Origin of the sequence: Jiella sonneratiae (assembly GCF_017353515.1) — a bacterium.
GTDB classification, from domain to species: domain Bacteria; phylum Pseudomonadota; class Alphaproteobacteria; order Rhizobiales; family Rhizobiaceae; genus Jiella; species Jiella sonneratiae.
Window position 1 is genome coordinate 22,144 of sequence record NZ_JAFMPY010000012.1, and the last position, 11,945, is coordinate 34,088.

At 70.4% G+C, this 11,945-nt stretch carries 11 protein-coding genes; 8 read left to right on the forward strand and 3 right to left on the reverse strand.

Features of this window, described 5'->3' with window-relative positions:
• Window positions 1–198 precede the first annotated feature (198 nt).
• Window positions 199–1,545 carry a phosphoglucosamine mutase gene (glmM, locus tag J1C47_RS12480; protein ID WP_207351101.1) on the forward strand — a complete coding sequence of 449 codons (1,347 nt, stop codon included), beginning with the start codon at window positions 199–201 and terminating at the stop codon, window positions 1,543–1,545.
• Window positions 1,546–1,794: 249 nt separating this feature from the next.
• Window positions 1,795–2,739, forward strand: a complete 945-nt coding sequence (locus tag J1C47_RS12485; protein ID WP_207351102.1) for an outer membrane protein — start codon at window positions 1,795–1,797, stop codon at window positions 2,737–2,739.
• Window positions 2,740–2,885: 146 nt separating this feature from the next.
• Here J1C47_RS12485 and J1C47_RS12490 read toward each other — a convergent pair whose 3' ends face one another.
• Entirely contained in the window at window positions 2,886–4,775 is a 1,890-nt protein-coding gene (locus tag J1C47_RS12490) for a monovalent cation:proton antiporter-2 (CPA2) family protein (protein WP_207351103.1), read from the reverse strand.
• Between the two features lie 150 nt (window positions 4,776–4,925).
• On the opposite strand from J1C47_RS12490, the gene J1C47_RS12495 reads away from it, so the two are divergent.
• Genes J1C47_RS12495 through lpxK form a run of 6 tightly spaced genes read left to right on the forward strand, consistent with a single transcriptional unit; the run spans window position 4,926 to window position 10,555 of the window.
• A complete protein-coding gene (locus tag J1C47_RS12495) occupies window positions 4,926–6,266 on the forward strand; it encodes a TldD/PmbA family protein (protein WP_207351104.1) in 1,341 nt (446 codons plus the stop codon).
• A 2-nt stretch (window positions 6,267–6,268) separates the two neighbouring features.
• Window positions 6,269–7,072, forward strand: a complete 804-nt coding sequence (locus J1C47_RS12500; RefSeq protein ID WP_245396534.1) for an inositol monophosphatase family protein — start codon at window positions 6,269–6,271, stop codon at window positions 7,070–7,072.
• A 42-nt stretch (window positions 7,073–7,114) separates the two neighbouring features.
• Window positions 7,115–7,348 carry a DUF4170 domain-containing protein gene (locus J1C47_RS12505; RefSeq protein ID WP_207351105.1) on the forward strand — a complete coding sequence of 78 codons (234 nt, stop codon included), beginning with the start codon at window positions 7,115–7,117 and terminating at the stop codon, window positions 7,346–7,348.
• Between the two features lie 26 nt (window positions 7,349–7,374).
• Window positions 7,375–8,193: a lysophospholipid acyltransferase family protein gene (locus tag J1C47_RS12510; RefSeq protein ID WP_342591975.1), complete on the forward strand. Its 819-nt coding sequence runs from the start codon at window positions 7,375–7,377 to the stop codon at window positions 8,191–8,193.
• Entirely contained in the window at window positions 8,190–9,521 is a 1,332-nt protein-coding gene (waaA, locus tag J1C47_RS12515; protein WP_425354559.1) for a lipid IV(A) 3-deoxy-D-manno-octulosonic acid transferase, read from the forward strand. The genes J1C47_RS12510 and waaA overlap by 4 nt, the downstream gene beginning before the upstream one ends.
• Entirely contained in the window at window positions 9,518–10,555 is a 1,038-nt protein-coding gene (gene lpxK, locus J1C47_RS12520) for a tetraacyldisaccharide 4'-kinase (RefSeq protein ID WP_207351106.1), read from the forward strand. Before waaA ends, lpxK begins: the two co-directional genes overlap by 4 nt.
• A 66-nt stretch (window positions 10,556–10,621) precedes the next feature.
• Here the strand turns inward: lpxK and J1C47_RS12525 are convergent, their stop codons facing one another.
• Together J1C47_RS12525 and J1C47_RS12530 are read right to left on the reverse strand one after the other, a co-directional pair.
• The gene (locus tag J1C47_RS12525; RefSeq protein WP_207351107.1) at window positions 10,622–10,840 is read right to left on the reverse strand and encodes a DUF2093 domain-containing protein; all 219 of its coding nucleotides are present in this window, start codon (window positions 10,838–10,840) and stop codon (window positions 10,622–10,624) included.
• A gap of 113 nt (window positions 10,841–10,953) precedes the next feature.
• Window positions 10,954–11,763, reverse strand: coding sequence for a hypothetical protein (locus tag J1C47_RS12530; protein WP_207351108.1), 810 nt, complete (start codon window positions 11,761–11,763; stop codon window positions 10,954–10,956).
• Between the last annotated feature and the right edge of the window lie 182 nt (window positions 11,764–11,945).

The window sequence follows — 11,945 nt, forward strand, 5'->3', positions numbered from 1 at the left end:
GATTTGAAGCCGGCGCGAGGGGATTTCAGAGGGCCGTCGGCGGCCGACCGCTGCGGAGAGATGTCCGCTTCGACCGGACCGGCGGAGACGATCGCCGGCGGGTGAGGACGCTGCGCCGCGCGGCCTGGGATGCCGGCACGCTCGTTTTTTCAGGGCGTCCGGCATCGTCGATGCGCGAGCGAGGGAAGTGGGGAACTGATGGCGAGAAGCTATTTCGGAACCGACGGCATCCGGGGCACCGCCAACCGCCATCCGATGACCGCGGAAGTCGCGATGAAGGTCGGCATGGCGGCCGGCATCGTGTTCCGCCGCGGCAAGCACCGGCACCGGGTGGTCATCGGCAAGGACACCCGCCGCTCCAGCTACATGATCGAGAACGCCATGGTGGCCGGCTTCACCGCCGCCGGCGTCGACGTCTTCCTGCTCGGCCCGATGCCGACGCCGGCCGTCGCGATGCTGACGCGCTCGCTGCGGGCCGACATCGGGGTGATGATCTCGGCCTCCCACAATCCGTTCGAGGACAACGGCATCAAGCTCTTCGGCCCGGACGGCTACAAGCTGTCCGACGACATCGAGGCGGAGATCGCCGGCCTGATCGACGAGGACCTCTCGGCCCGCATGCCGGTCGGCGCGGAGATCGGCCGGGCCAAGCGCGTCGACGGCGACATCTACCGCTACATCGAATTCGCCAAGCGCACCCTGCCGCGCGAACTGTCGCTGGACGGCATGCGCGTCGCGATCGACTGCGCCAACGGCGCCGGCTACCGGGTCGCGCCCGAGGTGCTGTGGGAGCTCGGCGCCGACGTCGTGAAGATCGGCGTCGAGCCGGACGGCGTCAACATCAACCGCGACTGCGGCTCGACCGCCCCGGACGCGCTGATCGCCAAGGTGCGCGAAGTGCGGGCCGACATCGGCATTGCCCTCGACGGCGACGCCGACCGCGTCCTGATCGTCGACGAGAAGGGCGACATCGTCGACGGCGACCAGCTGATGGCGGTCATCGCCGAGAGCTGGGCCGACGACGGGCGCCTGTCGGCCGGCGGCATCGTCGCGACGATCATGTCCAATCTCGGTCTCGAACGGTTTCTCGAGGCGCGGAAGCTGCAGCTCGCCAGGACCAAGGTCGGCGACCGCTACGTCGTCGAACACATGCGCCAGCACGGCTACAATGTCGGCGGCGAGCAGTCGGGCCACATCATCCTGTCGGACTTCGCGACGACGGGCGACGGGCTCGTCTCGGCGCTGCAGATCCTCGCCGTCGTGCGCCGCCGCGGCGGGCCGGTGTCGGAGGTCTGCCGGCGGTTCCAGCCGGTTCCGCAGATCCTGAAGAACGTGCGCTACCGCAACGGCGAGCCGTTGCAGCAGAACGGCGTGCAGGCGGCGATCTCGGCCGGACGCGACCGGCTCGGCAATGCCGGGCGCCTGGTGATCCGCCCCTCCGGCACGGAGCCGCTGATCCGCGTCATGGCCGAGGGCGACGACGCGGTTCTGGTCAATGCGGTGGTCGACGACATCGTTGGGGCGCTGCAGGACGCCGCGGCCTGAGCCGAAACCCGCCGCGACGCTCCGGCGGGCCCGGCGTTTCCCCGCTGCGAGTTCTTGGCCGGCTTCCGGTTGCCGCGAAGAAACCTTGCCGCAGACTTGCGGCGGCAAGAGAAGACGGCTGCGGCCGCAACGTTATGGTAAACGAATCGTCGTTCTAAACCATCCGTTAACCACTCGCGTTTACCGTCTTTCGTCGAGGTCACCCAATCCGGTGACGCCGTTCGCACCGACCTCACGGAGACGAAAACAATGAAAAAGCTGATCTTGACGACCGTCGCCGCCATCGGTGCATGGTCGACCCTTGCCCCCGCCGCCCACGCAGCGGACATCATCGAGGCCCCCGCCTACGTCGCGCCGCCGCCGGCGCCGGTCGTGGTCCAGACCTCGGGCTGGTACCTGCGCGGCGACATCGGCTATAATTTCAAGTCGAAGACCGACGGTCACTACGACTTCTACAATGTCGGCTTCGGCAACGACGGCGTCGACAACACCGAATATTACGACTCGATCACCCTGAAGAACTCGGCGAATTTCGGTGCCGGTATCGGTTACCGCGTTTCCGACCACTTCCGCACCGATCTGACGGTCGACTACTTCCGGACCGGCGTCGAGGGTTCGAGCCGCTGCGGCTATCTCGTCGAGATCGGCTACGGCCTCGATCCGGTGAACAACAACTGCCGCTACGACGATTCCTCGCACGCCTCGATCTGGACGGCGATGGCCAACGCCTATGTCGACATCGGCACCTACGGCCGCATCACGCCCTATATCGGCGCCGGCCTCGGCTTCGCCCACGTCAAGTATGACGACATGGAAAACACCATCTCCTGCGGCGGCGCGGCCTGCGACGCGAGCGGCATCTATCACGGCACGCATCCGGGCGAATCGTCCTGGCGCTTCGCCTCCTCGCTCATGGCCGGTGCCAGCGTCGACATCACCGACAGCCTGAAGTTCGATGCCGGCTACAAGTACACCCGCATCTCCAAGGGCGACGCCTTCGGCTACGACGAAGCGGACAGCGCAGCGGGCGCCAGCGGCGTCCAGGGCAAGGACGACGGCTTCAACATCCACACCGTCCGCGCCGGCCTGCGCTACGAATTCGGCGGCACGGGCTTCGGCAAGGGCAAGGAGCCGGCGCCGCTCTACACCGCGCAGGACTCGGTCTATGCCGAGCCGGCCCCGGTCTACAAATAAGCCTCGGAGGGCCGGGGAACCCGGCCGCCACTGACACGAAGACACGAACGATGCCCCGCCCGCCCGGCCCCCGCGCCGCGGCGGGCGGTCGCGTCGAAGGATGGCAAGGACGTCGTCGCCGCTGCCGCCGCAGAATGAGCCCGGGATCAGCGCGAGGCGACCCGGTGGGCGCGCCGCCGCCGCCCGACGAAGATCCGGCCGCGCCGCCGGCGTTTCGGGGCGTCGTCCTCGATGATCGCCCCGTGGTCCTCGCCGTCCGGCATCTTCTCGACGGCGTGGAGGCCCGGCCGCGGCCGCACCAGCGGCTCCGGGGTGACGACATGCGTCGTCATCATGTCGCTGCCGGCATAGATGCCTTCGGCCTCCTGCAGCTTCAGCCGGGCGTTGTCACGATTGCGCACGTCCTCGACGATGCGGGCGGCGAGCTCGTCCTCGATGCCGAGGGAAGCGATCGTCGCCCCGCCGAAGGCCAGCGCCGATTCCACCGTCTCGCGGATCTCGTAATCGACGCCGCGCGCCCGCAGCGACAGCGCGTGGGTCCGGTCGTAGGAGCGCACGAACAGCCTCACGTTGGGAAATTCCGAGCGGATCATGTCGACCACCCGGTCCGTCGTCTCGCGCTTGTTGGTGCAGACAGCGACGAGCCCGGCCTTGCGGATTCCCGCCGCCTCCAGCACGTCCTTGCGCACGCCGGAGCCGAAATAGATGCGGAAGCCGAAGCGCTCGGCGGTGCGGATCCGGTCGACGGAGGAGTCGAGGATCGTGACGTCGATGCCGCTCGACAGGAGCACCTGCGCGACGATCTGGCCGAAGCGCGAGAAGCCGATGAGCAGCACCTCCGAGCCCGCCCCGTCGAAATCCTCCTCCAGTTCCTCTTCCGCGTCCTGACGGTCGAGCCGGCGGCCGAGAAAGGTCGAGAGCGGCGTCAGCACCATGGTCAGCGAGACGACCGCGACGAGGACCGAGGAGGTCTCTGCCGAAAAGATCCGCTCCGACGCCGCCGCCGAGAACAGCACGAAGCCGAACTCGCCTGCCTGGGAGAGCAGGGCGGCGACCCGGATCGACAGGCCCCGCGTCTCGCCGAAGATCCGGCAGAGGCCGAAGATCAGCGCCGCCTTCACCGCCATCAGCACCGGCGCCGCCACGAGGATCACCGGCCAGGCGTCCTTGAGGACCGACAGATCGATCGACAGGCCGACGCCGATGAAGAACAGGCCGAGGAGCAGGCCGCGGAACGGCTCGATATTGGCCTCGAGTTCGTGGCGGTAGGAGGAATCGGCGAGGAAGATGCCGGCGATGAAGGCGCCCATCGCCATCGAGAAGCCCGCCGCCTGCATCAGCATGGCCGATCCCAGCACCACGAACAGCGCCGCGCCGAGCATGACCTCGCGCGCCCCCGCCGAGGCCATCAGCCTGAACAGCGGATTGACCAGGAAGCGTCCGGCAAGGAGCAGCGCCGCGAGGGCGCCGAGCGAGATAAGGATCCGCATCGGCTCGATGCCGGCATTCTCGCCGCCCGGCGCCAGGAAGGGCAGGATGGCGAGCAGCGGCACCACCGCGAGATCCTGGAACAACAGGATCGAGAAGGCCGCCTGTCCGTGCCGCGTGTTGGTCTCGCCCGCCTCGTCGAGGAGCTGCATGCCGAAGGCCGTCGAGGAGAGGGCGAGGCCGAAGCCGACGACGATCGCCGCCGGAATGCCGAGACCGAACAGCCAGCCGGCGGCCGCCAGCACCGCGCCGGAGACCGCCACCTGGGCGAGACCGAGGCCGAAGATCTGCCGGCGCAGCGCCCACAGCCGGTCGGGCTTCAGTTCCAGGCCGATGATGAACAGGAGGAAGACCACGCCGAGCTCGCCGACGGAGAGGATCTGCTCGCCCTCTCCGATCACCCGCAGCACCGGCCCCATCAGGGTTCCGGCGGCGAGATAGCCGAGCACGGTCCCGAGGCCGATCCGCTTGAACAGCGCGCCGGCCGCGACGCCGACGCCCAGCAGCAGCAGCACTTCGAGAAAGATGGCGCTTGATCCGTGTTCCACAGCCGGGCACTCGTTCCTATCTCTCGCCTGTCGACGGCGTTGGAATTGTCGACGCCGCCCGTCGCGGCGGCCGGCGGCGACGGCGGGGCGGCTTGCGATGCATGCGCCGCACAATAAATAGTCTCGAAGCGAAGATCAGTAGGCGAAGCGATGGACGAGGATACGAAGCGGCTGACCGGGACCGCGGAACGGCTGATCGCGGCGGCGAGAAAGGCCGGCGCCGACGCCGCCGATGCGGCGGTCGTCCGCTCGCAGGGCCGTTCGGTCGAGGTCAGACTCGGCAGGGTCGAGGACACCGAGAGCGCCGAGAGCGAGGATCTGGCGTTGCGGGTCTTCGTCGGCCGGCGCGTCGCCACCGTCTCGGCCGACGTCCACGCCGACATCGACCGATTGGCCGAGCGGGCCGTCGCCATGGCCAGGGTCTCGCCGGAGGACCGTTACGCCTCGCTCGCGCCGAAGGACCGGCTGGCGCCTTCCGGCGATCTCGACCTCGACCTCTACGACGCCACCAGCCCGTCCAGCGAGGCCATGGTCGAGGCGGCGCTCGCCCTCGAGGACGCCGCGCGGTCGGTCGCCGGCGTGACGAACTCCGGCGGCGCTTCGGTCTCGGCCGGGGCGAGCGGTCTCGTCCTCGTCACCTCCGAGGGCTTCGTCGGCGAACGGATGCGATCGGGCTTCTCGCGCTCGGTCAGCGTCATCGCCGGCGAGGGCACCGGCATGGAGCGCGACTACGACTTCGATTCGCGCATCCATTACGCCGACCTCGAATCGCCCGAGGCGATCGGCCGGCGCGCCGGCGAGCGGACGGTGCGCCGGCTTTCGCCCGGCAAGGTGGCGACGGGCAGCTACCCGATCGTCTTCGACCCCCGCGTCGCCCGCGGCCTGATCGGCAGCGTCATCGGGGCGATCAACGGCGCGGCGATCGCCCGCAAGACGAGCTTCCTGATGGACCGGATGGACCGGGAGATCCTGCCGGCCTCCGTCTCGATCGTCGACGAGCCGCTGCTCGCCCGCCGGCCGGGATCGCGGCCGTTCGACGGCGAGGGGGTGCGCGGCGAGACGCTGACGCTGGTCGAGAACGGCATCCTGAAGGCGTGGCTGCTCGACACGGCGACCGCCGGCGAACTCGGGCTCGAGACCAACGGGCGCGCCGCCCGCTCCTCCGGCGGGGTCTCGCCGTCCTCGAGCAACGTTTCGGTGACGCCGGGCGAAGTTTCGCCTGAGGAGCTGATCGCCGAAACGAAGAGCGGCATCTACGTGCACGAGCTGATCGGGCAGGGCGTCAATCTCGTCACCGGCGACTACAGCCGCGGCGCGACCGGCTTTTTGATCGAGGACGGCGTGCTGACGCGGCCGGTGTCGGAATTCACCATCGCCGGCAACCTCAGGGAGATGCTGCTGGCGCTGACGCTCGCCGACGACCTCGACACGCGCTTTTCGCTCGTCGCGCCGACGCTGCGCGTCGAACGCATGACCGTCGCGGGGAACTGAGCTTGGACGGCTTCTCCACCAGCCTCGCCGACGATCTCGCCCTCCTGAAGGAAGCGGCGTGCCGCGGCGGCGCGATCGCCATGACCTATTTCCAGCGCGATCCGCAGGTCTGGTACAAGAACGGCACCTCGCCGGTGAGCGAGGCCGACTATGCCGTCGACCGCGCGCTCGAGGAGGCGCTGTCCACGGCGCGGCCCGGCTATGGCTGGGTCTCCGAGGAGATGCAGGACGGCGACCGCGCCGGTACGGAGCGCCACCGGGTGTTCGTGGTCGATCCGATCGACGGGACGCGGGCGTTCCTGCGCGGCGAGGACGTCTGGTGCGTCTCGATCGCGGTGCTCGAGGCGGGCGTTCCGGTGGCAGGCGTCCTGCACGTTCCGGTGCGCGGCGAGACCTTCGAGGCGACGGCGGACGGGCCGGCGCTCATCAACGGCGCGCCATGCCGCGTCAGCGAGGCGCCCGCGGGCCGGCAGATGCGCCTGTCGGTGCCCGATTCGATGCGCAAGCGGCTGCGCGCCCGGGAGGGCGAGGCCGTGGAGGCGCTGCCCGTCGTGCCGTCTCTCGCCTACCGCCTCGCCCTCGTCGCCAGCGGCCGCCTCGACGGCACGCTGGTGCGTCCCCGCGCCAACGACTGGGACGTCGCCGCGGCCGACCTCATCCTCGAACGCGCCGGCGGCTTCTTCGCCGACGCCGAGGGCGGGCGATGGCGCTACGGCGACGCGGCGACCTCCCACGGCGTCATGGTCGCCGGCCCCCTTGGCTTGGCGCCGCGTTTGCGCGATATCGCCCGGGGCATCGCCGCCTGAGATGCCCGTTCCTCCACCTTCCGATCGATCAGGACCCTTGCCATGCAGGAAGAAAAAAAGCCCAAGCAACTGCTTCACCTCGTCTTCGGCGGCGAACTCGACAATCTTGCAACCGTCGAGTTCAAGGACCTCGAAAGCCTTGATATCGTCGGAATTTTCCCCGACTACGCCTCGGCCCTCGCTGCATGGCGCGGCAAGGCGCAGCAGACGGTCGACAATGCCGCGATGCGCTACTTCATCGTTCACATGCACAGGCTGCTCGACCCGCAGAAGTGACGTGCAACCAAGACGGAAGGGTCGACGTGTCGCAGACCGTGTCGGATGACGAGTACCTCGAGGCGGACCCGGCCCGGCAATCAGACATGGAAGGCAGCGTCAGGCGCGAGCCCTCGGGCCGCCGGCGCAAGCGGCGCGGCGTCTTCCGCCGGCTGATGCGCTCGCAGGCGGCGGTCGGCGCGATCGGCACGGCCGTCCTCGGCGCCCTGCGCTTCGTCCATGCCAGCCAGCGGCTCGCCCCCGGATCGTCCGACGTCTCCGGCCTGCTGCACAGCCACCATCCGGCGATCGTCGCCATGTGGCACGGGCAGCATCTGCTCGCGCCGTTCTACCGGCCGCGCGACCTGCCTTATGCGGCGCTCCTGTCGCGCAGCGCCGACGCCGAGATCAACGCCCGGGTCGTCGAGGCCTTCGGCATCTCGACCCTGCGCGGTTCGGGCGGGCGCCCCGGCAAGGCGAGGCGCTTCCGCGAAAAGGGCGGGGCGCGGGCGCTGGTGGCGATGCGCCGGCTGCTGCAGGGCGGCAGCGGCATCTTCATGATCGCCGACATCCCGAAGGGTACGCCGCGCGAGGCGGGCCTCGGCATCGTCACCCTGGCGAAGATCTCCGGCCGGCCGATCGTCCCGGCCGCCGCCGTCACCAGCCGCCATCACGTCGTCGCGGGCTCCTGGGACCGGACGCGCATCCCGCTGCCCTTCGGCCGGCTGGCGGTGATCGCCGGCGAGCCGATCAGCGTGCCCGCCGATGCCGACGAGGCGGTGATGGAGGAAAAGCGCCGCGAGATCACGCGGGCGATCGAGGCGGCGAACCTCGCCGCCGAGCGGCTGGTCGGGACGCTGCGGTGAGCGACCCGATGACCCGCGCCGCCTTCGCCGCCTATCGGGCCGTCGGCGTCTTCGCCTATCCGTTCCTGAAACCCTATGTCGGCTGGCGCATGGCCCGCGGCAAGGAGGACCGGCGGCGGCTGAAGGAGCGCTACGGCATCGCCGGGCGCAGGCGCCCCGACGCCGGGCCGCTCGTCTGGATCCACGCCGCCAGCGTCGGCGAGAGCGCGGCGGTCGCACCGCTCGTCCGGCGCATCGCCGCCGACGGCCTCTCGATCGTCATGACCACCGGCACCACCACCTCGGCGCAGCTCGTCGAGGAGCGGCTCGCCGACTGCGTCATCCACCAATACGTCCCGCTCGACGTCAGGCCGGCCGTGCGGCGGTTTCTCCGCCACTGGCAGCCGGACCTCGCGATCGTCGCCGAGAGCGAGATCTGGCCGCTGACGATCCACGAACTCACCGCCCGGCGGATTCCGCAGATCCTCGTCAACGCCCGCCTGTCGGACCGCTCGTTCCAGCGCTGGAAGACCCGGCCGCGGCTGGCGGAGGCGCTGTTCGAGAGCTTCGCCCATGTCGTCGCCCAGTCCGACATCGACGCCGAGCGCTTCCGCCTGCTCGGGGCGCGGGCGGTGACGAACGCCGGCAATCTCAAGGCCGACGCCGAGCCGCTGCCCGCCGATGCCGAACTGCTCGATGCGCTCACCGGCGCGATCGGCGCCCGGCCGCGTTTTGCGGCGATTTCGACCCATCCCGGCGAGGAGGCGATCGTCGCCGAGGTGCACGAGCGGCTGAAATGGCGCCACGAGGGACTCCTCACCATCATCGTGCCACGGCATGTCGAGCGCGGCGCGGCGATCGCCAAGGCGCTCGCCGACAGGGGCCTTTCGGTGAAGCGGCGCAGCCTCGGCGAACTGCCGGACGCCGCCACCGACGTCTATCTCGGCGACACGATCGGCGAACTCGGCGTCTATCTCAGGCTGAGCGAGATCGCCTTCGTCGGCAAGTCGATCACCGGCCAGGGCGGCCAGAACCCGATCGAGGCGGCGATGCTGGCGACCGGCATTCTCTCGGGCCGTTACGTCCAGAACTTCCGCGATACCTATCAGCGGCTGTTGAAGAACGGCGGGGCGCGGATCGTCAAGGACGTCGACATGCTGGCCGCGCAGGTCGACGGCCTGCTGCTCGATCCCGTCCAGCGTCTCGCCATGGCGGGGGCGGCGATGCGCTCGGTCGCGGAGATGCGCGGCGCCCTCGACCGGACGCTTCTGGCGCTCGACCCCTTCCTGCACCCGCTGCGGCTCTCGATCAGCCTGGAGCGACGCGGCCGCGTCGCGCAGGGCCGTTGAGCGGGCGGCGCGCGCCGGATTTCTGGTGGCGGCCGGCGTCGCTCTCCGCCCGGCTGCTCCTGCCGGCGGCGGCGCTCGTCGGGGCGCTGGCGCGGCGCAATCTCGAAAACGGCCGGCGCGCCGCCTTCGACCTGCCGGTGCTGTGCGTCGGCAATTTCACCGCCGGCGGCGGCGGCAAGACGCCGACGGCGCTGGCGCTCGCGGCGGCCGCGCGCGAAGCCGGACGCCGGCCGGGCTTCGTGTCGCGCGGCTACGGCCGCAGCGCGCGCCAGGCGCTGATCGTCGATCCGGCCCGCCACACCGTCGCCGATGTCGGCGACGAGCCGCTGCTGCTCGTCGCCGCGGCGCCGACGGCGGTGGCGGCCGACCGCGCCGCGGCGCTGCGGCTGCTCGAGCGCGAGCGCGCCGTCGACTTCGTCATCATGGACGACGGCTTCCAGAGCCAGCGGCTCTTGATCGACTATGCGGTCATCGCGCTCGATGCGCGGCGCGGCCTCGGCAACGGCCACGTCGTGCCGGCGGGGCCGCTGCGCGCGCCGCTGCTCGACCAGGTCCGCCGGGCCGACGCCCTCGTCGTCATCGGCACGGGCGAAGGCAGCGAGGGGCCCGTGCGGGCGATGGCCCGCGCCGGCCGCGCGGTGTTTGCGGCGCGGCTCGCCCCGAAGTCCCGGCATATCCTGATCGGCGAGAAGGTCCTCGCCTTCGCCGGCATCGCCGATCCGGCAAAATTCTACGCCTCGCTGGAGGAACTCGGCGCCGAGATCGCGACGACCCGCGACTTTCCCGACCATCACGGCTTCAGCGACGCCGAACTCGACGATCTCGTGCGCACCGCCGCCGAGGCCGGCCTTATCCTCGCGACGACGCGCAAGGACGCGGTGCGGCTCGCGACCGGAAGCCCGGCGGCGCGCGCCTTTCATCGGGACTGCGCGGTGATCGACGTCGCGCTGGAATTTGCCGGACGCCACGATGCGGCGCGGATCGTCAAGGAGACGCTTGCCGCCTACGAGCGCCGTCGCTGGGCCACACGGTAGCGCCATGCCGCGGCGGCCGAAGGGCTGCTGTCGGCGGACCCGTCTCCGGTTGCCGCCGGCCTCAGCTCAGCCGCCGGTCCTGCCGCGGCTTTCCAGATCGCGCTTGAACGAGGCCGCCGCGTCGACATAGGCCTCCTGCCGCTCGACGCTCCAGTAGCGCAGGAGATCGAGCGGGATCGGCTCGCCGGTCACGGCGCAGCGCACGTAGGACCCCGCCCGGATCACCTGGAAATCCGGCGTTCCGTAGCGCAGCTTCGCCTCGCCGGAATTCTCGAAACGGTTCATGCGTCCCTCGAACGGTCGTGCATTCTCGTGGGGGCCGCCCCGGGCACCCCGGGGCCTGCGGCGAAGATGCCGCACTACCGCCTTCGGCCCGGAAAGGCAAACGCCGGCGCGGCTCAGTAACGATACCAGAGCGCCGTGACGAGGCCGCGCTCCTTCGGGGCGTTGCTGCCGGCGATGGTCGTAAACAGCCCCGCCTCGATGGACCACCGATCGGCGACGTCGAAGACCACGGAGCCCTGGAGCTTGTGATAGGCATAGGGGGCGGCCGCGCCGGTTCCGGAAACCGCAAGGGTCGAATTGCTGCGGGCGAGGAACAGCCAGCGGCGCCAGGCGCGAAGGCCCGCCGTCACGTCGAGGCGGAGTTCGTCGGACGCGTCGCCGCCGGTGCGAAGCCGATAGGCCGCCTCCGCGTCGACGAAACCCGGAAGGCCGGCGAGCTCGAAGCCGTAGCCGGCGGCGACCCGCGGTTCGAGCGTCGTCCGTGCCGCCGCAAGCAGCGGACCGTCGCCGGGGGCAAAGCCGCCGGCGAGTTCCGCCGCGGCGACGAAGCCGCCGTGTTTGAACAGCCGCAGCCGCGCCCCGCCCAGAAGTTCCGAGACGCCGGAGCGTTCGTAGCCGGAAACGCCGTCGGATTCGCGGGCGACCTCGATCTTCGAAAATACCGTCAGCCGGTCGGTCCAGCCATGCTGCACGAAGAGGCTCGCCGCGCCCTTGCCGAAGTCCGACGGGAGGCTGCCGGCACCAGCCGCGAAGGCCGCGTCCGCCCGCGACCAGATGCCCGTGGCAATCACCTCGCCCCGCCCGGCGGGCAGGGTCCAGGCGCCGGCCCGCGCCGCCTGCGGTACGGCGACGAGAATCGCCAGCGCGAGGCAGGCGGGGGCGGCGAAACGGCATGCCGGTCGGTATTTTGCTCGCCTCGCCATGCCGATCCCGGCCCCGAACCCTTCACCATCTCTTATGGTTGCATTATTGCGCGATGCAATGCCTGTCGGCAAGACGCCTCTGCGACGCCGGCACCGGAGGGGCTTCACCCCGGCGCAGTCGCTGGTGGAAAACGCGTCAGAGAACCCGGCACGCGGCCCCGCGCCGTTTGATGACGGCGCCG